Genomic DNA, 25307 nt, shown 5'->3' on the forward strand with positions numbered 1-25307 from the left:
AAAATAGTTAAGCGTGTTCAGAATGGATTATTATTAGACCGAACTTAACAAAGTAATTAACAAATCAATCATTAAACTTAATCAGTAAAAGGAAAAAATAATGACAAATAAACCACAGCAAAAACAACACATAGTAGTACCTAGGAAAAAGTCTAGACAGGTAACACAAACTAATCAATCTTGGGGTGGACGTTTTAGAGAACCAACAGATGAGTTTGTTAAAATTTTTAGTGCATCAATATTTTTTGATAAAATTTTAGCACCTTACGATATTCAAGGTTCAATTGCTCACGCCACCATGTTGCAGGAAGTCGGGGTGCTCACTAAATATGAAAAAGATCAAATCACTAAAGGGCTTGATAAGATTTTAAATAAAATTAAATCTGGTGAATTTAAATGGTCAATAACACTTGAAGATGTACATATGAATATTGAGGCACATTTAATTAAGATGATTGGAAATGCAGGAAAAAAACTACACACAGGACGTTCTCGTAATGACCAAATAGCAACTGATATCCGTCTTTATTTACGTGATCAAGTTGATAATATTATTAGAAAAATTAAACGCTTACAGCTAGTATTAACTAATTTAGCTGAAAGAGAGATGAACACAATCATGCCTGGCTTTACCCATCTTCAAGCCGCACAACCCATCAGTTTTGGTCACCATATGATGGCTTATTTTGAAATGTTAGCACGGGATGTAGAACGCTTATTTGATTGTCGTAAGCGTATCAACTCAATGCCGTTAGGTTCAGCTGCATTAGCAGGTACCACTTATCCCATTAAACGCACACGTACAGCTGAATTATTGGGATTTGAACGTATTTGTCTTAATTCACTTGATGGCGTAAGTGATCGAGATTTTGCCATTGAATTTTTATCCATAGCAAGCATAATCATGATGCATCTTTCACGTTTTTCAGAAGAATTAATTTTATGGTCAAGTACACAATTTAACTTTATCGAATTACATGATAATTTTTGTACAGGTTCATCCATCATGCCACAAAAGAAAAACCCAGATGTTCCTGAACTGGTTCGAGGAAAAACAGGCCGTGTGTATGGTAATTTAACTTCACTCCTTACTATTATGAAATCCCAACCACTAGCTTACAACAAAGACAATCAAGAAGACAAAGAGCCATTATTTGATACGGTTGACACTTTAAAAGCATGTTTACGTGTCTTTGCAGACATGATACCAACCATTCAAATAAAATGTGACAATATGTATAACTCAACTAAACAAGGTTATACCACAGCTACTGATTTAGCTGATTATTTGGTCAACAAAGGCTTACCTTTTAGAGACGCGCACGCAGTAGTTGGAAAATCAGTTTCTTACGGCATTAAACACAAAAAAGATTTAAGCGAACTTAGTTTGAAAGAACTACAAATCTTTGATAGTCGTATTGAAAATGATGTATTTAAAGTACTCTCACTAAAAGGTTCATTAAATGCACGCAATCATTTAGGGGCAACCAGCCCCAAGCAAGTAAAACAAACTATTAAAATAGCAAGAGAAAGTCTAAAGTAATGTACTCCAAAAGCACTTCTTTTAAGGCTCGTATAGCCTTTGCAGGCACGACTAAGTTTTCAGTAGCTATCTTAGAAACACTAATTAATGCTAGGTATAATATTGTTGGAGTATATTGCCAACCAGACCGCCCTAAAGGTCGTGGAAGAATCTTAACAGCCTGCCCTGTTAAAGAAAAAGCATTAGAATATAACTTAAAAATTTTTCAGCCTCAAAACTTACAAAACACCAAAACACAACAGATTTTAGCTAAGCTTAATGCGGATGTGATGATAGTAGTATCTTACGGACAGATATTGCCTGAGAGAATTCTCAACATGCTCAAATATGGCTGTCTTAACATCCATAGCTCATTATTACCACGTTGGCGTGGTGCAGCACCTATTCAGCGTGCAATTTTAGCAGGTGATAAAACAACAGGTATCAGCATTATACAAATGAATAAAAATTTAGATACAGGAGATATATTACTTGAAAAAATTTGTCCAATCACGCTTAACGATACAGCACAATCATTACATAACAAACTAGTCAAACTTAGCTCTAATGCTATTGTTGAAGTCCTAGATAATCTTGATAATTTATCGCCAACAGAACAAAGCAAAAACAACATCACTTACGCTAAAAAACTCAAAAAAAACGAAGCTTGGATTGACTGGACTCAAAGTGCCATACAAATCCACCAGAAAATTAGAGCATTTAATCCCTATCCTATTACCCAAACCAATGCATCAAGTAATAGATTTGATACTAAAATTCTACGTATTTTTTCTGCTTCTATAGTAATGACTAACGATAATTACAGTCCAGGGAATATTATTAAACATAACAAAGAGATATGTATCGTTGCCACTGGAGATGGCGCACTAAGTCTAGAAACTTTACAACTTTCAGGCAAGAAAGCACTCAATATTAAAGATTTTAGCAATGCCTATACACTTACTAAGCTATTTATTGGATTAATCTAATAAATAGCTTTTTAGCTTTAATTCTTGGATTGGTAATAACACTTACTAGCATTGAAAAAAATAATAAAATTTATTTATTACTTACAAATAAGATCACTTCAAAATATTTTATAATATACTGTCTTTAATTTGTTTTAGTATATCTAAAATTAATACCTTTGTTTTACCTTGAGTATCAAATATTTTATATTTAATATTCAAAACTTATTAACTTACTAATATTGTAATCACTATTCAAATCTGCGTCGAATCAGAAAATGATGATGCTACTAACAAAAGCAAATATTAATACAATGAATTTAACATAATACTTGAAATTTATCAATCATCCCATAGATAATTTATTATATATTATAAAGAAAATTCTATGAATTTTGATAAACTAACTGCACAATTCCAACAAGACTTAGGTACTGCACAATCCATTGCTATTACAAAAAATCACAGCGCCTTAGAAGCGGTACATATTCTAAGTAGCATGTTACAAAATACTAATAGCGATGCTAGTAATTTATTATCAAACATTGATATCCATCAACTTAAACAAGAAACAGATAAAGAAATTAACACACTAGCTACGATCAGTAATCCAACTGGTAATGTTAATATTTCTCAGAACTTATTACGACTATTAAATCAGATGGAAAAATTAGCTTTCAATAAAGAAGATTCCTATACATCAACTGAGATATTTTTATTAGTCATCATAAAAGGCAATGATATAACTACAAAACTTCTAAAAGCACATGGTGTAAATGAGATTAGTTTAAATCAAGCAATTGACAACCTTAGAGGAGGTAAAAACGTGAATAATCAAAACGCAGAAAATAACCGGAACACGCTAAATAAATACACTCAAGATTTAACTCAATTAGCTATTGATGGTAAGCTTGACCCTGTGATTGGTCGTGATAGTGAAATTCGTCGTGCCATTCAAGTATTACAACGACGAACTAAAAATAATCCAGTTTTAATTGGCGAACCTGGTGTGGGTAAAACTGCTATTGTTGAAGGTTTAGCACAACGTATTATTAACCATGAAGTATCAGAAGGTATCAAAGGCAAGCGTGTTTTATCGCTAGACATGACAGCACTGATAGCAGGTGCTAAATATAGAGGTGAATTTGAAGAGCGACTAAAAATCGTACTTAAAGAATTAGAAGACAAACAAGGTCAAATCATTTTATTTATTGATGAATTACACACCATGGTTGGTATTGGCAAATCCGATGGATCTATGGATGCTGGGAATATATTAAAACCTGCTTTAGCTCGTGGTGATCTACACTGTATAGGTGCTACTACACTAGATGAATATCGACAATATATTGAAAAAGATTCTGCTTTAGAACGTCGTTTCCAAAAAATATTAGTAGACGAACCAACTGAACAAGACACTATTGCTATTTTGCGCGGGCTTAAGGAAAAATACGAAGTTCATCATGGTGTAGAAATCACAGATCCTGCTATTATTGTTGCTGTAACTTATTCAACCAGATATATTACTGACAGACAATTACCAGATAAAGCCATTGATTTAATTGATGAAGCAGCCTCACAAATCCGCATGGAAATTGATTCAAAACCAGAATCAATGGATAAACTTGACCGTAAATTAGTGCAACTTAAAATTGAACGCATGGCACTCAAAAAAGAAAAAGACAAAGCTTCTAAAACACGATTAGAAGAATTAGTGAAATTAATTAAATCACTAGAAAAAGAGTACGCTAATTTAGAAAAAATTTGGAAAAAAGAAAAGCTAGTAGTCCAAAGTGCACACCATCTTAAAGAAGAACTAGAACAAGCAAAATCCGATTTAGAAAATGCACATCGTAACAATAATTTAGCCAAAATGAGTGAACTTCAATACGGAATTATTCCTGAATTAGAACAGAAAATTAACATGGCTGAAAATACTGAAACAGAAAAAATGACATTACTTAGAAATAAAGTCACTGAAGATGAAATTGCCCATATTGTTGCCCGTTGGACAGGTATTCCTGTGGATAAAATGATGACAGGTGAAAAAGATAAGTTACTACAGATGGAAACTATTATTCACAAACGCCTAGTTGGTCAAGATAAAGCTGTTAAAGTTATTTCAAATGCTGTACGTCGTGCGCGAAGTGGCCTATCTGACCCTAACCGTCCTGATGGTTCGTTTCTATTTATGGGTCCTACTGGTGTGGGAAAAACTGAACTTACCAAAGCCTTAGCAGACTTCTTATTTGATACCGAGAAAGCTATTGTACGCATTGATATGAGCGAATTTATGGAAAAACACTCAGTTGCACGTTTGATTGGCGCACCTCCAGGCTATGTTGGTTATGAACAAGGTGGTGTATTAACTGAGGCTGTGCGTCGCAAGCCTTATTCAATTATTTTACTTGATGAAATCGAAAAAGCCCATTCAGATTTATTTAATATTTTACTACAAGTACTAGATGATGGTCGACTAACGGATAGTCAAGGTCGAACAGTTGATTTTAAAAATACTATTATAATAATGACTTCAAACCTAGGTTCTCACTTAATTCAACAAAACCTAGGAAAAGATATATCCGTTGAACTTACTAAAATTGTTAGTGAGCACTTCAGACCTGAGTTTATCAATCGCATTGATGAAATCATAACCTTTAAACCACTAGAAAAATCTCAAATCAAAGGTATTGCACTCAGACAAATTGAGATCTTATCATCACGTTTATCCAAACTTAATCTTAGAATAACATTAAGCGATATAGCCATAAGTTTGATTGTTAACAAAGGCTATAACCCTGTGTTTGGCGCCAGACCCCTTAAACGTACCATACAACAATTATTAGAAAACCCTTTGTCAAAAAAAATCCTTGCTGGAGAATTTTTATCAGACTCAACCATTCATGGAGATGTTAAAGATGGAAAAATCGTTTTCTATTAATCTATTTTTATATAATCAAACCCTGCTGCTACTAAATCGATTTTGTATTACAATACAACAGGAACTACTAATTCTCTCAAAAATGTAATATTTTTATAAAAATAGTATTTTATAGCAGATAAAAACAACCATTTTCCCATATTTTAAACCAACAATACTCTAGAACTAAATTATCACAAAAAATACTTTCTAAAAACAGATTTGTCTATGTATTGTATATCCTTAATAAGGATATACAATACATAGACAAATAAAAACCTTATTGCTAGAAAATTGATATTTAATTAAGTATATAATAAATATTATGGATAACTATAATAAAATTATAAAAAATGGGTTGTGGGATAACAATCAAGCCTTAGTTGCTATTTTAGGTCTATGTCCCTTATTAGCAGTTACCAATAATATTGTTAATGCAATCGGACTTGGTCTGGCAACTACATTTGTTTTAGTAATGTCTAATGTAACTGTTTCTATTTTTCGTAATCATATTTCAAAAGAAGTTCGTATTCCTATTTTTATCCTATTAATTGCTTCATTTGTAACAATTGTTGAATTAATGATGAAGTCATATTTTTATGATTTGTATTTGATATTAGGTATTTTTGTACCTCTAATTGTAACTAACTGCGCTATTTTAGGGCGTGCTGAGGCATTTGCCAGCAAGAACACTTGGGATAAGTCTATACTAGATGGATTAATGATGGGTATTGGTTTCTCTGTTGTACTTATTATATTAGGTGCAATGCGTGAATTAATTGGTAATGGTACTTTATTTGATCAATCTGTATTAATACTAGGTGATTTTGGTAATACACTTAGTATTACTGTGTTTAAAAATTATCAAGGCACTTTATTAGCTATTCTACCACCAGGAGCATTTATTGGTTTAGGACTTATTGTAGCAATGAAAAATAAATACGACTTGGAAAGAAAAAAATTATAAACCAATTAATAATACTTTTACTAAAATAAAGATAATAAGAAACTATAGTTCTTACCCCTAAGCTAATCACGGAAGAATTCTAATAAATTATTCTTCCTAAGAAACCTCGTGCTATAGTAACAAATAGTAAATTTAACATAATTTACTACATTAAACAAAATTTAGTAAGCAAATAAGTTATACTTACCTCTATCAGAGCATTCTTTATGCATGTTTTAAGGATAAAGCAAAAGCATTAGAATTTGACAATCATGAATTTATAAATCTTGGATACTATTCAAAATTATTTAAGCAGTGACATAATTGATATAACACTACTACTATCTCTGGCTCTTAATAAAAACCATGCTCAACTTATTTCTCATAATAATTATCAACTAAGTAGTAACGAAAACAATCAACTTAATCAATTCATCAAACACAGACAGTCCGGTGTTCCATTTGCTTATTTAAGCGGAACAAAAGGATTCTATCATCTTGATTTTAAAGTTACTCCTGATACACTCATCCCTAGACCTGAAACTGAACTATTAATTGATATTGCTTTAGGCTTGTTCAATCACAATCAAACTTGTGAAGTACTTGATTTAGGTACTGGTAGTGGAGTTATTGCCATAACAATAAGTAATAAAAATCCAAACTGGAATTTAACTGCAACTGATTTTTCAATCAATGCACTTGCAGTTGCTAAACAAAACACAAAAACAAATATTAATTTTCAACTAGGTAGTTGGTTTGAAGCTACTCCTAATCAAACATTCGATTTAATTATCTCCAACCCACCTTATATCAAACAAAATGATATTCATCTTAATGAATTAAGATTTGAGCCCCAAAGTGCGCTTATTTCTGGCAAAGATGGTTTAGATGATATTAAAACTATAATTAATAACACACCACAATTTCTCAATGAAAAAGGCTATCTATTATTAGAACATGGTTTCAATCAACAACATAAAATCATACAATTATTAAAAGATAATTTCTTCAAAATTCAAAAATTTAAAGACTATAACCAAAAAAATCGTGCAATTTTAGCACAAATTAAACATTAACAATTATAAAAAACTATCTTAGTATCAAAAATCAGCATTTAACAAACTTATAACTACTAATTTAATAATAGAACTGTACGTGCTTGAATAATAATCTCACATATACTGTATTAACTACATCAAGTAAGTAAAAAATTAACCATTTAACTACATTGTTAATATTTGCCTTTATATAATTAATTAATAGACATTCAATAATTTACTATATTCATATTCATCTCAGAAATTAGCATTTTAATTATTCATTATAGTACTAATTATATCTTTTTAACCAACCAAAATGGCAACTATGATGGATTTCTATATCAATTAATTTAGAAATTGGATATCGTTCTATAAAAACTAAACTTGATACATATCTCATTAGAAACTATAGAAGAGGTATTTAATAATATACCAGATGTTTTTACCCTTATTTTACCTATCGATTCATTACTTATATCTTCTATTATAAGCGTTATTAATTAAGGTTTAGTAGCAATAATATCTCAAACAATACTATCATTTGCGTCTCAAGCATAAATAAGGTAAAATAATTATAATAATATTATTAGTATAATATGCTTACATATAGCAACTTATTTAAAGTGATAATTATGTATACTAATAATTAATCAACTTAATCAATAAACCATCCTGTCTTTAAAGAATTACAACCAAACAAATTATAGTTTTGATAAATCTTATTGTACTATCAATAATTTAGGTGGGATTGATAACTCTTCTAGCTTTTAAATCTCAATAATTCTAACCTTATTTCTATCCAAAACTTAATTAAAATTACTTACTATAGATTAAATCTATTTAAAAAAAAATTCCAATTAAAAAAAATACTCTCCTTAACTAAAATTAGATATGATAGAATAATAAGGATATTCAGGTACATATAATTTATGAAACTAATTATTAGTTAATATGTTAAATAACATTAATTGAATAATTCTTTTAAAAGTTCTTATTTTACAATAAGAACAAAATAAAACAAAAGAAGTCGGTCTATAAGCCGGGTTCTGTAATAAATGGTCATTCATCTACGTGTTTTGTTACCAAAACGCTTTAGCGCTCTACCCACAAACTGCGCGAGCAACGTTATCGTTAGTCTATTTGAGCTTACTCCAAGTGGGGTTTTCCTTGCCACGATTGTCGCCAATCCCGCGGTGCGCTCTTACCACACCTTCTCACCCTTACCTATTAAAAATAGGCGGTCTAAATCTCTGCATCACTTTCCGTTATGTCGCCATACCTAGCCGTTAACTAACACTTTGCTCTATGGAGCCCGGACTTTCCTCTGAAGAGCAATCTCCAGCGACCATCCGACCAACTTCGAGATAATTATACTCTAAGTCTACATCTCTAAAGCTATTAAATTTACTCAAAAAAATAATTTCACTGAAATATTTACCAATTTGCTTAATGAATCATCTGAATATCTTTAAATATACTATGAATATTATTACCTTGAGTATCGACTGCAACTGTAACTGGCATATCTTTAACTTCAAATTCATAAATTGCTTCCATACCCATTTCTTTAAACGCAATTTTTTTAGCTTTTTTAATAGACTTAGAAATCAAATAAGCTGCACCGCCCACTGCAATAAGGTATGTAACCTTATATTTCTTAATAATTTGTATACTATCCTCACCACGTTCTGCCTTACCAATCATACCCAAGATATTAGTATTATCCAATATCATATCGGTAAATTTATCCATACGCGTAGCAGTAGTAGGACCTGATGGACCAATTACTTCATCACCAACAGCATCTACTGGGCCAACATAATAAATAAATTTATTATCAAAATTTACACCATCTGGAAGGCCTTCTCCATTATCAATCATTTCTTTAAGGTACCTATGAGCTACATCTCTCCCAGTAATGATTAAACCTGATAATAATAATGTATCTCCAATATGCCATAGAGCCATCTTTTCACGAGTTAGATTACTTAGATCAATTTTTTTATATTGAGTATAGTCCATCTCTAATTGAGGATAACTATCCATATCTACCTGAGGAAGTTGCGCCACCCCTGAACCATCAAGTGAGAAATGTAAATGACGTGTTGCCGCACAATTAGGAATTATTGCCACCGCTTGAGAAGAAGCATGAGTTGGGTAGTCTTTAATTTTAACATCTAACACTGTTGTTAAACCACCTAAACCTTGTGCACCAATGCCTAAATGGTTAATCTTATCGAATAATTCAAGACGTAATTTTTCAAGATTACTTGGATTAGATTTCTGAGCAATGTCTTTGATATCAATCGGTTCCATCAAACTCTGTTTCGCCATTAACATTGCTTTTTCAGCTGTACCACCAACACCAATACCAATAATACCTGGCGGGCACCAACCAGCGCCCATAGTTGGTATAGCTTTTAAAACCCAATCAACAAGATCAATATCTGGTTCAAGCATGCTAAACTTCGCCTTATTTTCAGAACCACCACCTTTAGCCGCAACAATAAAATTAAGTTGTTCGCCTTTAACAACTTTCATGTGAATAACTGCTGGCGTATTATCTTTAGTGTTAACTCTAGTAAATAATGGATCTTTTACAATAGAAGCTCTAAGGGGATTATTTACATAAGTAAATGCCTGTCTAACTCCTTCATTAATCATATCTTCTAATGATAAATTAGCTATCCAAGTAACTTCCATACCCACCTCAACAAACACATTGACAATGCCAGTATCTTGACATATTGGACGCTTACCAAAGACTGCCATTTTTGAGTTAATAAGAATTTGTGTAATAGCATTTTTTGCGGCTTTGTTAGTTTCTTTTTCATAAGCATTTGTCATCGCTTGAATAAAATCAGGACTATGATAATAAGAGATATATTGCAAAGCATTAAAAATGCTTTCTATAACATGTTTTTGTTGAATTTTCATATTTATAAGGTATTAATTATTACTGATTATTTATAGTATTATATCTCTTTATTTTACAAATATTTAATTGGAAATTTTTATGTTTAATTTTTTAAAAGGGCAAAGTCTTGATTTTTTAAAAGGGCAAAGTCTTGATTTTTTAAAAGGACAAAGTCTTTCTATAGACTTAGGTACAGCTAATACATTAATTTGTATGGATGGTGCTGTAGTACTAAATGAACCATCAGTAGTTGCTATTCATAATGACAGAAGATCACTAGAATCAACTGTTATTGCTGTAGGTCAAGATGCTAAAAATATGCTAGGCAGAACACCCGGTTCTATTGAAGCTATCAGACCTATGAAAGATGGCGTCATTGCTGATTTTAAAATTACTGAAAAAATGTTGCAGCATTTTATTCGTAAGGTTTTACGCTCTGGCTTTTTTTCACCAAGCCCTAAAGTACTTATTTGTGTACCTTGCGGTGCAACTCAAGTTGAGCGTCGCGCTATTAAAGAAAGTGCTGTTGGTGCAGGTGCGCGTGATGTTTATTTAATTGAAGAACCAATGGCAGCAGCGCTTGGTGCAGGTATGGCAATTGAAGAAGCTTCAGGAGCTATGGTTATTGATATTGGCGGAGGCACAACTGAGATTGCAATTATGTCACTTAATGGTATTGTATATTCTGATTCATTACGTATAGGTGGCGATGTATTTGATGATACAATTGTCAAATTTATACGTCGTGAACACGGCATTATTATCGGATACTCAACTGCTGAAAAGATTAAAGAAGAGGTGGGATCAGCGTTCAAATCAAGCGCTGTTAAAGAAATGCAATTTAGAGGACGTGATGTTGCTAAAGGAATTCCAGTGAGCTTCAATATAACTAATACTGAAATTTTACAAACATTAAAAGAACCACTTAAGATAATTATCAGTTCTATTAAAACTGCATTAGAAAAAACCCCTCCAGAGTTAAGTTCTGACATTGCCGAAAATGGCTTAGTCCTCACAGGTGGGGGCGCACTCTTAGATGGTATTAATAAGCTTATTAGTCAAGAAACTAATCTGCCAGTACGTATTGCTGACGATCCGCTTACTTGTGTTGCTCGCGGTGGTGGAGTTGCACTTAATATGATCTCTAAACATAATATAGGGTTTTTAGCTGCTGAATAGTTAAATATTGATTAATTATTTATAGGGCTTTCCAATATGAAGTTTCTTGAACTTTTTATCCCTGTCATTATCTCTATAATACTTATACTATCTGATTATAAATTTTCTTATCTTAACCATCTAAGACAATCAATTGAAACCTTAATATCACCCATCTATATGGTAGTGAACTTACCTTCACAGATATATACCTGGATTGATAATCAAGGTACTAGCAAAGATCAATTAACCATAAATAATAATAATTTACATCGTGAACTATTAAAACTTAAAGCTAGATTACAAACCTACAATGCCTTAGTACTTGAAAATAAAAAACTCCAAGCACTATTAGATTCAAGTTATACCGTAAAACAACAAAAATTTACTTTAGCCCGAATAAGTGAACTTAGCCAATCTAGACTTAAAAAACAAATTATTATTAACAAAGGTAGTAGTAGTGGCATTAAAATTGGACAAATAGCTTTAAGTTCTAAAGGTATTATTGGGCAAATATCGAGAACAACACCACTATATTCAACTATATTAATGGCTAATGATCCAACACAACACGTTCCTGTTAAAAATGGACGTAGTGGTGTTCGGGGTATTAGCAAAGGTATAGCTGAGAATAATCATCTATTAAATGTTGAATTTATAGAGCCTAATTTAGACGTTAAAGTAGGTGATGTATTTTTAAGTAGTTCTATCGGATCAAAATTTCCAGATGGATACCCAGTAGGAACAGTAATTAGCGTAGAAAAAAACCAAAACGAACCATTCTTACATATCCAATTAAAATCTGCTCAAATACCAGAACAATTAGAATTTGTCATTATTGTAACAGACTAACCATGAATTCACAACGTCGTCCCTATATATTTCTAATAAAGATTACTTTTTTTGCATTAATTTTAAGTGTAATACCTCTAAACAATCTGTTATTAGGCGCATCTGCATTTTGGTTATTACTTCTTTATATTTACTGGATAGTATATTTTTCAACCAAAGTAAAATTTTTTATTGCGCTTATTCTTGGCATACTTGTTGATATTCTACATGGTGATATTTTGGGACAAAATGCCTTAGCGCTTATTTTTAGTAGTCTATTTATTAGCAATATAAAGCAATCATTTTTTTTATCTAACCTAAGTACTCAACAAGTTTATGTATTTATATCTAGCAGTATTTATTTGGCATTTTTCTTACTAATCTTTGTATTAACACAAGGTTTTATCATTAACTATTACTTATTTTTAGCGCCATTTACTAGTGCATTCATTTGGCCAATAGTTCAGTTCTTACTATCAAAATGCAAAGCATAAATAATCCTCAATTTGAAAATAAAATACTCTTTTATAGACTTAGACTAGCACTTATTTTTATTTTTTTACTCACTGCTTTATTAATAATTAGAATTTACAATTTACAAATAGTAAACTATCAATATTACTTAAAAAAAGCTTTAAACAATCAAATACATACTCTACCAATAACACCTAGTAGAGGAAAAATATTTGATCGTAATGGTAATGTTTTAGCTACTAACAAACTAGCATTTAAACTGACCTTAACACAAGAAAAAACTAAAAACATTACAAAAACACTACAACAGCTAAAACAGTATGGATTTATCAATAATAAGGATATTAAAATATTTAATCAAAAAATAAAACATTATCAAAAATTTCATAGTATTCCAATTAAATATAACCTTAATGAGATCCAAGTTGCAAAATTCTTAATTAGCAATATTTTTATTGGTGTAGATATAGAACCTTATTTCCATCGAATCTATCCCAACCAAAATTCTAGCGTTCATGTTATTGGTTATGTTTCTAGAATGTCTAAAAAAGATAAACTTATTTATGATAAGAAAAACTATTTAGGCACTTTATTTGTAGGTAAAACTGGCATTGAAAAACAATACGAAACACTATTACATGGTACTAACGGCTTACAACAAATCGAACGAAATGTAAATGGTAGGGTTATTCACATCAAAATCATTAAGCCTGCTATTACTGGTAAGAATTTATATCTAAGCATAGACTTAGACATGCAAAAAAAAGCAGAAGCACTCCTTAAAGGAAAACGAGGCTCAATTGTGGTTATAGATGTCAAAAATGGCGAAATATTAACACTCGTTAGTACACCTATTTATAATCCAAACTGGTTTGTAAATGGTATATCACACACCAACTACAACCAATTACAAACATCAAAAAATATCCCTCAACTTAACCGTGCAATTCAAGGGTTATACCCTCCAGGATCTACAATTAAACCTATGGTGGCTTTAGCAGGCTTAGAAGAGGGAGTTATTACTAATATAAGTAGCACTTTTTGCCCAGGATATTACAAATTACCAAATGTTAAACGCAAATTTAACGATTGGAAAAAAACAGGACATGGACATGTCAATGTCAAAGAATCAATAACACAATCATGCGATGTATTTTTTTATGACTTAGCAAATAAACTAGGTATTGACAAATTACATAATAATTTAGACTTATTTAATTTTGGCCGAAAGACAAATATTGATATTCCTGGAGAAAATTCCGGAATACTACCATCTAAAACTTGGAAGAAAATTAATAAACATAAACCTTGGTATCGTGGAGAGACCTTGATTACAGGTATTGGTCAAGGATTTATAGCTGTTACTCCTTTACAGCTTGCAGTTGCCACTACAGCAATTGCCAACAAAGGTATTCTATTTAAACCAACCTTGCTTAAAAATACGCAAACATCTGATGATATCATCATCGAATCTAAAAAAGATAGTCATATACAAATTCCAATTAAAAATATTCAAAATTGGGAAGATGTAATTGACGGAATGAAACAAGCTATTTATGCACCTAAAGGTACTGCTAGAAAGCTCAATAAAGGTTTAACCTATACATTAGCTGGAAAAACTGGAACCGCACAAGTATTTAGTCTTGACAATACTATAGAACAGTATATTGAAGAAAAACTTGATGAAAGATTAAGAGATCATGCACTATTTACTGGCTTTGCCCCCATTGAAAATCCAGAAATAGCTATCGCTATTATTGTTGAAAATGCAGGTAATGGTAGCTCAAAAGCAGCACCAATTGCACGTCAAGTACTTGATGTATATTTTGATAAACAATTAAACAATACTTTGCCTTAATAAATTTCAGTCAATTGGGACTATTAAAATCGGTAAACACGCTTTAAATTAATATAATCATGGATGGTTAATTAATTATACAAAATAATTATTTTAGCCTTAGATCAGTCCCATTATAAGATTACTATAAAAATTTAATATTGCTTACTCTATCTCTAAACTATGTATTTTAACTAAATCTAGCCATCAATACTTAACAAGTATTTATATTTTCTTTCTCTAATAAAACTCCAAACCTACTGAAAACTCTTATTTGATGAACATCAAAGTATAGCCTTCAAAATGATCACTAAAAAATAATAAATTATTACTCATAGGTATCCATATCCTTGTTGTTGGTAAAATTCTTTCTTAAAAATTGAAAATTTATTAATTTCAATAGCTCTACGCATTTGTAACATTAGGTATTGGTAATAATAAAGATTGTGAATAGTATTAAGTCTTGCACCTAAGATTTCATTTTTTCTTTGCAAGTGATGCAAATAAGACTTAGAATAATTTTGACAAGTATAACAATGACAACACTCGTCTAATACTGAAGTATCAAGTCTATACCGTGCATTACGAATTTTAACAATACCAATTGAGGTAAACAAATAACCATTACGAGCATTACGTGTTGGCATAACACAATCAAACATATCAATACCACGTTCAACTGCTTCTACCAAGTCTTTCGGTGTACCAACACCCATCAAATATCTTAACTTATCACTAGGCAATTGACTTGGAAGATAATCCAATACCTTTATCATCTCTTCTTTAGACTCACCCACACTCAATCCCCCAATTGCAAATCCATTAAAACCTATTTCAACCAAAGTAGCTGCCGATTGCATACGAAAATCCTCATGCATGCCACCTTGAACAATGCCAAATAAGGCATTTTTATTATTTAAACGATCATGCTCATTTTTTGATCGTTGTGCCCATCGCAAAGACAATTGCATAGACTCATAAACTGTTTTTTTATCAGCTGGATAGGGCGTACACTCATCAAAAATCATAACAATATCTGAACCTAACTTCTTCTGTATTTGTATTGACTCTTCTGGCCCTATAAAAATTTTAGCACCATCTTTAGGTGAACGAAAATCTACACCTTTTTCACTAATTTTTCTTGTTTCTCCTAAACTAAATACCTGAAAACCTCCAGAATCTGTTAATATTGGACCTTTCCAATGCATAAAATCATGTAAATTTCCATGTGCTTGAATAACATCCGTACCAGGTGTAATCGCTAAATGAAAACTGTTTCCTAAAATCATTTGCGCACCTAAGCTGCTCAATTCTTCTGGCGTCATGGCTTTAACTGAACCATAAGTTCCAACTGGCATAAATGCTGGTGTTTCAACCTCGCCTCTATCAAAAATTATTTTGCCACGGCGTGCTAAATAATTTATATTTTTTAATTCAAATTTCATCACTTTTCTCATTAACTTGTAACTGCCATAATTTAGCATATTCACCATTAGACTCTAATAACTTAGCATGTGTTCCACATTCTTGTACTTTCCCATCTCCAAGTACAATAATTTTATTACTATCAATAATAGTAGATAGTCGATGTGCAATTACTAAAATAGTATGTTTGCTAGATAATCTCTTTAATGCTTTTTGAACCATCTTCTCTGAATAAGAATCTAATGCCGATGTTGCTTCATCAAAAATTAAAATAGGCGGATTCTTTAGAAGTACTCTAGCAATCGCTAAACGTTGTTTTTCACCACCAGAAAGTTTCAAACCACGTTCACCAACTAACGTATCATAGCCTTCAGGAAGCTTATTAATAAAGGCGTCAATAAAACTAAGTTTAGCTACTTTTTCCACTTCATGTTGGTTTGTATCTTGTTTTCCATAAGCAATATTGTAATAAATACTTTCATTAAACATTACAGTATCTTGTGGAACAACACCAATAACTGATTGCACAGAATGTTGATTCAAATTCTTGATATTTTGCCCATCAATTAATATTTCACCACTATCCACATCATAAAATCGAAATAATAATTTCGCCAATGTCGACTTTCCAGAACCAGACTTACCTACAATAGCTACTTTTTGTCCAGGCTCAATGACAAAACTAACTTCTTCTAATACTTTATTCTTACCTTTATAGGCAAAAGAAATACGCTTAAACTCAATCTTTCCTTGACCAATTTTTATTTTTGGTGCATCCTTAGAACTATTTACTTTTGATTGACGATCAAGTAAATCAAACATGTTATTCATATCAATAAAATTATGTTTAATCTGCCGATACACAATTCCTAAAGAACCCAATGGCATAAATAACTGTAATAACAATACTTGAATCATAATCATATCACCAAGACTCAAACTTTCATCAACAACACCTTGAGATGCGAAAATTAAAATGATAGTTATTCCTACAGCAATAACAGCACTTTGAACAAAGTTAAGCGCCGTCATTGAAGTAAAACTTTTAGTAGCAATATTTTCCCAACGAGTCATAGTTTCATTATAACGATTAACTTCAGCATCCTCTTGATTAAAATATTTAACCGTCTCATAATTAATTAAACTGTCCACTGCATTCATATTAGCCTCAGATTGCATATCATTCATCTGATAACGGTACTTCATACGCCAATTTGTAATAGCCAATGTAAAGCCTACATAAAAAACTACCGTTAAAAATGAAATACCAGCAAAGAAAATATCATAATTAAACCACAAAACACCAATCACTAAACATATCTCAAAAAATGAAGGAATGATGTTAAACACAAAAATCGATAACAAGGTAGATACACTTTGAGTGCCACGATCAACATCACGGGTAATACCACCAATACGACGATCAAGATGGAAAGACAAATCCAATGTATGTAAATGCTTAAATACACTAATTGCAATCAAACGCATAATATGATAACGAACACGTACAAAAATCGCATCACGAAGCTCATTAAATAACGAACTAGCAAGTCTAAGCGCACCGTAAGCAAAAAGTAGTCCTAACGGTAAAATTAGCAAGATATTAGTCTGATTTAAAACGTCAACGATTTCTTTTAAAACAACTGGCACTGCAACATTAGCAAATTTTGCAATAATCAAAAATAACATTGCCAAAATAACACGTATACGCATTTTTAACAAATAAGGAAATAACTTTTTTAAAACTTTAATGTCTCTGGTTTTAAAATCATAAGCCTTAGTTTTATTATCAGTACCACACATAATATATAAGATTATTATTGGGTAGAGGTACGTCTTTTTTACAAGTAATTTTTATCATTTTATTGGTTTTAAACTAACCTTGATTATGTAATAATTCCTGTTAACAAGATATATAACTAACTAAATAGGTATCATCACAAACCAATACTCTATTCAATAACATATAATATTAGTGGTTTTTACCTGATAAACAAGGGTTTGCAAATTTCAATTACTCTAACCCTTTAGGTGACATTAATATAAATTAAAATTTATATTTCCTATAAAAGTTGCTTTAATATCACTTTTAGTCTAATAATAGCCTCAAAATATAACTAAACCTTTATAAAATTATTTATCAATCTGATACGGACTACTTATAGGGCTTATTTTTTCTGTTCATTCATGTTATTTTTCCTAGGTAGAATACTATTAATTGTTTATGCAAAATATTTTCACAATTATATCTGAAATATGATAACAACTTTTTCGAAAAATGAAACCCAAAATATGACAATTGCACTCAAACTTGCCTTACAAGGAAGATACGGTGTAAAGTCTAATCCTATGGTAGGTTGTGTAATTGTTAAACATTCCAAGATTATTGCCAAAGGATATCACAAAAGTTTTGGCCAAGAGCACGGAGAAATTAATGCCTTAAAACAAATTAACTATAAAGCTCTGGGTGCTACACTCTACGTCACTCTAGAACCTTGTTCACATCAAGGGAAAACACCGTCTTGTGCACAAGCCATTATTAACTCAGGTGTTAAAAAAGTTATTATCGCTATGCTTGATCCTAATCCTCTAGTCAATGGTAAAGGGGTTGTTATACTTGAATATGCAGGTGTTGAGGTTAAAATTGGTCTTTTAAAAAATGATGCATTAATTCTTAATCAAGGATTTATTAAGCGTATACAAACTAATAAGCCTTTTGTACGTTGTAAAGTAGCTATGAGTATTGATGGGAAAACCTCAATGAGTTCAGGTGAAAGTAAATGGATTACCTCAAAAATTGCAAGATTAGACGTACAAAAACTACGTGCCAATCACCAAGCAATTATAACTGGATCAGGTACAATTATTAAGGACAATCCTTTAATGACAGTACGTCTTGATGATGTTAATTCAAAACCACTACGTATTGTAATTGATAGTAAGAATCAAATAACAGATACCTCGCTTAATATATTTAACACTGATGCACCAACACTAATCCTAAACCCGGATAACACCAAGGTACTTGCCTCTGGCAAACTAGATCTTAATAATGTATTAATCCAACTAGGCAATCAAGGTATTAATAATGTTTTACTTGAAGCAGGTCCTAAACTGATTGGAGCTATGATTAAAATGAAATTAATTGATGAGTTTATTATTTATATGGCTCCTATATTAATGGGCAGTGATGCTAATTCAATACTTAATCTAGTTATTAAAGATATGACTTATAAAATCAAACTAGATATTATTGATGTTAAGATGATAGGTAACAATATTAAAATAACTGCTACTTTAAAATGAATAACTTAACTAATAAGCACATAATCATTGGTGTTAGTGGCTCTATTTCAGCTTATAAAGCACCTGATATTGTGCGTCGGTTACAAGATTTTAATGCTAAGGTAAAAGTAATTCTTACCAAAGGAGGCGCCAAATTTATTACTAAATGGTCATTACAATCAATCTCACAAAATAAAGTCTATCATAATTTATGGGATGAAGATGCTGAATTTGGCATGATACATATTGAACTTGCTAGATGGGCAGATGCTATTTTAATAGCTCCTGCTAGCGCCAATACTATTACCAATATCGCTATAGGTAAAGCTAATGATTTATTAAGTAGTGTTGTCTTAGCAAGTGACGCATTATTGCTCATCGCACCTGCTATGAACCTAAAAATGTATCAATCTAACGTTCTTCAAAACAACTTATCAATACTTACTAATCGGCATGCAATCATTATTAAACCAGGATCTGGTGAGCAAGTTTGTGGCGATATTGGTATGGGAAAACTCGCAGAGCCATCAAACATCGCAAAACAAGTGGTTCAGCAGTTCATTAGCACAAAACTAACTGGTAAAAAAGTACTAATTACTTTAGGTTCTACTATTGAAGCAATTGACCCAATTAGATTTATTTCTAATCACAGTAGTGGAAAAATGGGTATGGAATTAGTCAATACTTGTATCGAATCAGGAGCATCAGTAACCTGTATTTATGGCAATATCACCACCACTCTAAATGCAAAATCTAACAACATATCAATTGTTAACGCACAACAGATGTATGATAAAGTCATGGATAATATTACTAATCAAGATATTTTTATTGCTTGTGCAGCTGTAAGTGATTTTTCTGCTAAAAATACAAAAAATCAAAAAATCAAAAACAATAGAAGAAATCTAACACTTGAACTTATTCCAAATAAAGACATATTAGCAGATGTCTGCAAATTAAAAGAAAAACCTATTTGTATAGGGTTTGCTGCAGAAACACAAAATATGCTAAAAAATGCTAAAAATAAGCTTAAAAATAAAGGTTGTGATGTCATTATTCTAAATGATGTTTCAAATGCTAATTTTGGCTTCAATACGGATGAAAACGAAGTAACTTTTTTAAGTAAAAATTTAAACAAAAAAATTGCTAAAAGTAGCAAAAAAAAAGTAGCAAAAAAAATACTTGAAATATTTATTAAAGAATACTTTTAAATATTAAAATAACACTGTTAAATCAACACCCAATAGACTTACTCACAATACTGTGGATAAACGTGTTAATATCTCATTAAAAAGTACTTAAAACACTTATATATTACATCTTTTTGTGGTTTTAAATAAAAATTAATCAGTTATATTTTTTAATTAAAAATCAATAACTTATATAAACTTATATAAGATCACTACCTGAAAAAATATCTATTAAATTATTTAAAAACACTTTAGAGGAAAACTTAACAAGTTTAACGTGTTAAATTAAGACTTTATTGATATATTTAACGACAATAAATTAATAATACCTCTGATTATTATGTTAGTTTATCATTTAACAAAACCTTAACAATTAAACTCTGTATTGCGTGCAATCTTTGCTATTTTCATCATTTTTAAATAATGTAAAATACAAGATTATAAGATTTAATTAAACCTTATCTATTTTTTAAATAAGTCACAAATTTGTAATATAATATCTAATAAGTATAATTAGGATTTCTTTAAATCCATCAATAGCATCTTAGTATTATTTTTAACCTGTACATATATAAACTTATATTTGATTCTATATTTTTATGTTACGATTACTAGTCAACATACAAAATATAAATATGTTCTAGATTATTCGGTTAATCTAACATTCAAGTACTGATTAACCCTAACATAATACCTTATCTTTAATAACCAGATATTTATAATCCATTCTTGAATATCAACTTAATCAATACACTTGTAAAGTATTATTTTAATTTTTAAAAGTGATTTAATTTATAGGGAGCCATATACTCTACTTGCTAATGATAATAAACTTTGCTTACCTGATCTTGAGCTAAGACATTAACAGCATCAATTAACTGCTGATTAGGTGCCACTAAATAAACTTTGTTTAACAACATACTACCTATTAAATTATCAACAATATAAGTTATTTTAACTGGGCAATTGCCCTTATATTCAATCAGAATCTTAATAAGTTTATCAAAAATTGATTGGTGTTTAGTGTTTAATAATACTTCAAAACCCTTGGCATAACTTATTTTTACTTGCTCAATATTTTCAATTTTATTAACCACTAGTTGCCATTGATTTCTAAAATCTTTATTAATATTACCAGAAATAACCACCACTTCATCAATCATAAGTTGATTACTCACTAAAGTTAGAGTTTTCGTAAATACCACAGCATTTAATGACGTAGAGTCATCTTCAATTGTAATTATAGCAATTTGCTCTCCATTCTTAATAGAGCGATAACGTAGATCTGAAATTAACGCTAATACACGTACATCTCTATTATTTCTAAAGACAATCTTAGAAGGTAATACTACATTAATGTTCTTTAAATCGGTCACTGTATACTCATTAGTAGGGTGATTATAAAAATAATAGCCCAGCACGCTTTTTTCTAATTGTAATCTTTTTTTAAACGAAAAACTTGGTGCTAAAAGATAACGTGTTTCATATTCACTATGTGGAAATAATCCATTCTGACCAGAAAAATAGTCACTTTGTTTTTGTTCCGCTTGTCTAATAGCTATAGGATAAGTTTTAATTAGACTCTCCCTATTCACGCCTAATATATCAAAAGCACCACTATAAATTAATGCTTCAATAGCACGTTTATTCAAATAACACTTTTCAATTCTAGAACAAAATTCGAATAAATCCTTGTAGGTACCATTAGCACTACGTTCAAATACAACCGCATCAACCAAGGCTACACCAACACCTTTAATTGCACCAAGACCATACAAGACTGTCTTTTCATCAAGAATGCTAAATTCGTAATTAGACTCACACACATTTGGACCATTAACAATCAACCCTATTTGACGGGTCTCGCTTATAGTAAATGAAACCCTATCCGTATCATCCATCATGCCAGATAAAACTGCAGCCATAAAAGGAGCTGGATAATGAGACTTAAGCCAAGCAGTATGATAAGAAACATATGCATATGCCACCGAATGAGACTTGTTAAAACCATAGCCTGAAAACTTATCAATCAAATCAAAAATTTCATTGGCTTTTTTTTCATTAATACCCTTTTCAGCAGCACCTTTAACAAAAACACTACGTTGACGATTCATTTCGCTAGCTTTTTTCTTACCCATCGCGCGCCTAAGCAAATCTGCACCACCTAAAGAATATCCTGCCATCACTTGTGCAGATTTCATTACTTGTTCTTGATATAAAAATACACCATTAGTTGGTTTAAGAATTTGTTCTAGCATAGGGTGGGGATACTTAATCTGTGCACCATGTTTTACATTAATATAATCATCTACCATACCTGCATCTAATGGACCTGGACGATATAATGCCAGCATTGCAACAATATCTTCAAAATTATCTACTTGAAGTTTCTTTAAATAACTACGCATCCCTTTAGACTCTAATTGAAAAACACCAGTTGTATCACAACTTTGAAGTAGTTTATAAACTTTTTTATCATCTAATGGTAAAGTATCTAAGTTAATCGGTTCATCTGATAAACCATTAATACTAATTAGTTTAATGGCCTTGTGAATAACTGTTAAATTAGATAATCCTAAAAAATCAAACTTAACCAAACCAACTGCCTCAACATCATCCTTATCGAATTGAGAAACTACTCTATCATTCTCACCATAGCCTTTATATACTGGACAAAAATCACTAATTTTACTAGGTGCAATCACTACTCCACCTGCGTGAGTACCAACGTTTCTTACTAAACCCTCTAATTGCTTAGAAAGATTAATTAATGCTGTTACACTTTCTTCTGAATCATAACGAGCTCGCAATTCTTTAGAACCCCCTTTCTTAGGCTCACTCAAAGCTTTTTCAAGTGTCACCCTTAAATCGTTAGGAATTAACTTTGATATTTTGTCACTAAACCCATAAGGATGTCCCAAAACACGCCCTACATCACGCACTACACCTTTAGCCGCCATCGTACCATAGGTAATAATTTGTGAAACCTTCTCATGACCATACTTTTTAGCTACATAACTAATCACTTCATCCCGACGATCAGTACAAAAATCAATGTCAAGATCTGGCATTGAAACTCGCTCTGGATTTAGAAAACGTTCAAATAATAATTCATGCTTAATTGGGTCAACATTAGTAATACCTAGAACATAAGCCACTAAAGAACCAGCACCTGAACCACGACCTGGACCTACTGGTATATCATTTTCTTTTGACCATCTAATAAAGTCTGCTACAATCAAAAAATAACCTGAAAATCCCATTTGAATAATAATATCAAGTTCAAATTTTAAACGTTGTTGATAAATATTAACATCTACCTTTAAGTTTTTCAGACGTTGAACCAAACCACTCTCTGACTCTTCACTAAAAAATTGTTCTATAGTTAAGTGTTCTGGAATAGGAAAATCTGGCAAATGATTCCTTTTAAATAACTCAAAATGTACATTACAACGTTTAGCTAGCTCTAATGTATTTTCTAAAATTTCTGGTAAATCAGAAAATAACTTATGCATTTGTTCAGGTGATTTTAAAAATTGCTGATTAGAAAAATGTCGCTTACGCTGCGTGTCATCTAAGAGGCTACCCTGAGAAATACAAATCCTAGCCTCATGTGCATCAAAATCACTTTCATTTAAAAATTGTACATCATTAGTTGCCACAACAGCAATATCAAGTTCAAGTGCCAATTTAATACAAAGATGTAAATGCTTTTCATCAAACTCCCTTGAAGTTCTTTGAACACCTAAATAATAACGATCAACAAAAATAGCATGCCAAAACTCAGATTTATGCTTAGCTTCAACTATTTTATTTGATATTAAATATTTAGCTACATCACTATAAATAGGAGTTGCAATCATGATCAAGCCTTGATTATAGTCAATTAACTCTTGCTGTGTTATGCTGACACGCTCACATGAACGTCCTTGAGTATAAGACAAAGAAATCAATTCAGAAAGATTAAGATAGCCTTGATGATCTTGACATAATAATAAACCTGAAGAAAACTCACCTTCCTTGTCTTTAATATTAATTCTAGCACCAAATATTGGCTTTATCTTAGCAGCAATAGCGTTTTGATAAAATTTAACTGCTGCAAAAAGATTAGATTCATCCGTTAATGCAATTGAATCCATGCCAATTTCTTGTACTTTTTCAATAAATTTTGAAATACGTACTACAGAGTTTTCAACTGAAAACTCACTTTGACAATGTAGATGTACAAAACCAGGATTAACCATTAAAAATAATTAAAATAAATTTGATGAATACTTACCTATTTTACAAGTCTAAACAAACTAATCTTAAATACTTAATTTTATTTTAAATAGCGCTAATTTTCAAAAAAATATATAAAAAAATTTCAAATATAAAACAACAGAATATTAGAAAACTTAATATATCTTTTTATAATAAACAATAGAAAATAGAAGCATTATATATATATAAACCCACTAAATTTTCTTAGAACCTAGGACCTGCTGTTTTTGCTAAAATAGTTTGTAATGTTGCATTAACTGTTTGCTTATAAGCTTTATTTGCCAAGATAAGTGCCGCAACATTTTTACCTGATTTATACAATTTTCTGGCTTCTTTAATCATTTTTCCAGTATCACGCCATGCCATACTTTCAGCAAGATTATCTTTATAGCCAGTTTCAGCTGCCGCAATAACAGACTTAAATGAATTAGAGTCATTGTTCCAATTATGCAAACTACCCATGTAGCCAGCCAGAGCTGTTAAAGTAAATAATAATAAAGCTATTAATAATACTCTTTTTATTAGCATCTC

16 protein-coding genes and 1 other RNA gene are annotated in these 25307 nt (G+C 31.0%); 11 read left to right on the top strand and 6 right to left on the bottom strand.

The window, feature by feature from the left end; all coding sequences use genetic code 11:
* The first annotated feature begins 100 nt into the window (after positions 1-100).
* The 5 genes from argH (at position 101) to prmC (ending at position 7432) form a co-directional block, all read left to right on the top strand.
* Positions 101-1543, top strand: coding sequence for an argininosuccinate lyase (gene argH, locus HUW60_RS03605; protein WP_190600180.1), 1443 nt, complete (start codon positions 101-103; stop codon positions 1541-1543).
* The gene (fmt, locus tag HUW60_RS03610) at positions 1543-2511 is read left to right on the top strand and encodes a methionyl-tRNA formyltransferase (protein WP_190600181.1); all 969 of its coding nucleotides are present in this window, start codon (positions 1543-1545) and stop codon (positions 2509-2511) included. Before argH ends, fmt begins: the two co-directional genes overlap by 1 nt.
* 367 nt (positions 2512-2878) lie before the next feature.
* Complete coding sequence (clpB, locus tag HUW60_RS03615; RefSeq protein WP_190600182.1) at positions 2879-5431, top strand: ATP-dependent chaperone ClpB; 2553 nt, start codon at positions 2879-2881, stop codon at positions 5429-5431.
* A gap of 304 nt (positions 5432-5735) precedes the next feature.
* The gene (locus tag HUW60_RS03620) at positions 5736-6377 is read left to right on the top strand and encodes an electron transport complex subunit E (RefSeq protein WP_190600183.1); all 642 of its coding nucleotides are present in this window, start codon (positions 5736-5738) and stop codon (positions 6375-6377) included.
* Positions 6378-6643: 266 nt separating this feature from the next.
* Positions 6644-7432 carry a peptide chain release factor N(5)-glutamine methyltransferase gene (gene prmC / locus HUW60_RS03625; protein ID WP_190600184.1) on the top strand — a complete coding sequence of 263 codons (789 nt, stop codon included), beginning with the start codon at positions 6644-6646 and terminating at the stop codon, positions 7430-7432.
* 983 nt (positions 7433-8415) lie between these two features.
* Here prmC and rnpB read toward each other — a convergent pair.
* Positions 8416-8757, bottom strand: an RNA gene (gene rnpB, locus HUW60_RS03630) — RNase P RNA component class A.
* 85 nt (positions 8758-8842) lie between these two features.
* Positions 8843-10333 (bottom strand): fumarate hydratase, encoded by a 1491-nt coding sequence (locus HUW60_RS03635; RefSeq protein ID WP_190600185.1) that lies wholly within the window; start codon positions 10331-10333, stop codon positions 8843-8845.
* A gap of 79 nt (positions 10334-10412) precedes the next feature.
* Here HUW60_RS03635 and HUW60_RS03640 point away from each other — a divergent pair, with 79 nt between their 5' ends.
* The 4 genes from HUW60_RS03640 to mrdA are packed head-to-tail and all read left to right on the top strand — an operon-like array spanning position 10413 to position 14634.
* On the top strand, positions 10413-11492 hold the full coding sequence (locus tag HUW60_RS03640) for a rod shape-determining protein (RefSeq protein WP_238924456.1): 1080 nt from the start codon (positions 10413-10415) through the stop codon (positions 11490-11492).
* A gap of 36 nt (positions 11493-11528) precedes the next feature.
* On the top strand, positions 11529-12323 hold the full coding sequence (mreC, locus tag HUW60_RS03645; RefSeq protein WP_190600186.1) for a rod shape-determining protein MreC: 795 nt from the start codon (positions 11529-11531) through the stop codon (positions 12321-12323).
* Positions 12324-12325: 2 nt separating this feature from the next.
* A complete protein-coding gene (mreD, locus tag HUW60_RS03650) occupies positions 12326-12796 on the top strand; it encodes a rod shape-determining protein MreD (protein ID WP_190600187.1) in 471 nt (156 codons plus the stop codon).
* The gene (mrdA, locus tag HUW60_RS03655) at positions 12784-14634 is read left to right on the top strand and encodes a penicillin-binding protein 2 (RefSeq protein ID WP_190600188.1); all 1851 of its coding nucleotides are present in this window, start codon (positions 12784-12786) and stop codon (positions 14632-14634) included. The genes mreD and mrdA overlap by 13 nt, the downstream gene beginning before the upstream one ends.
* A gap of 311 nt (positions 14635-14945) precedes the next feature.
* On the opposite strand, the gene tgt is transcribed toward mrdA, so the two are convergent.
* Both tgt and HUW60_RS03665 read right to left on the bottom strand, forming a co-directional pair.
* On the bottom strand, positions 14946-16058 hold the full coding sequence (gene tgt, locus HUW60_RS03660) for a tRNA guanosine(34) transglycosylase Tgt (RefSeq protein ID WP_190600189.1): 1113 nt from the start codon (positions 16056-16058) through the stop codon (positions 14946-14948).
* A complete protein-coding gene (locus tag HUW60_RS03665) occupies positions 16048-17841 on the bottom strand; it encodes an ABCB family ABC transporter ATP-binding protein/permease (protein WP_190600190.1) in 1794 nt (597 codons plus the stop codon). Before HUW60_RS03665 ends, tgt begins: the two co-directional genes overlap by 11 nt.
* 453 nt (positions 17842-18294) lie before the next feature.
* Here HUW60_RS03665 and ribD point away from each other — a divergent pair, with 453 nt between their 5' ends.
* Together ribD and coaBC are read left to right on the top strand one after the other, a co-directional pair.
* Entirely contained in the window at positions 18295-19344 is a 1050-nt protein-coding gene (ribD, locus tag HUW60_RS03670; protein ID WP_190600191.1) for a bifunctional diaminohydroxyphosphoribosylaminopyrimidine deaminase/5-amino-6-(5-phosphoribosylamino)uracil reductase RibD, read from the top strand.
* On the top strand, positions 19341-20534 hold the full coding sequence (coaBC, locus tag HUW60_RS03675) for a bifunctional phosphopantothenoylcysteine decarboxylase/phosphopantothenate--cysteine ligase CoaBC (protein WP_190600192.1): 1194 nt from the start codon (positions 19341-19343) through the stop codon (positions 20532-20534). The genes ribD and coaBC overlap by 4 nt, the downstream gene beginning before the upstream one ends.
* Positions 20535-21331: 797 nt before the next feature.
* Here the strand turns inward: coaBC and dnaE are convergent.
* On the bottom strand, positions 21332-24757 hold the full coding sequence (gene dnaE, locus HUW60_RS03680) for a DNA polymerase III subunit alpha (protein ID WP_190600193.1): 3426 nt from the start codon (positions 24755-24757) through the stop codon (positions 21332-21334).
* 223 nt (positions 24758-24980) lie between these two features.
* A complete protein-coding gene (locus HUW60_RS03685) occupies positions 24981-25304 on the bottom strand; it encodes a beta/alpha barrel domain-containing protein (RefSeq protein ID WP_238924458.1) in 324 nt (107 codons plus the stop codon).
* Positions 25305-25307: the final 3 nt, after the last annotated feature.

Origin of the sequence: Candidatus Vesicomyosocius sp. SY067_SCS001, from assembly GCF_014706615.1 — a bacterium.
Lineage (GTDB): Bacteria > Pseudomonadota > Gammaproteobacteria > PS1 > Pseudothioglobaceae > Ruthia.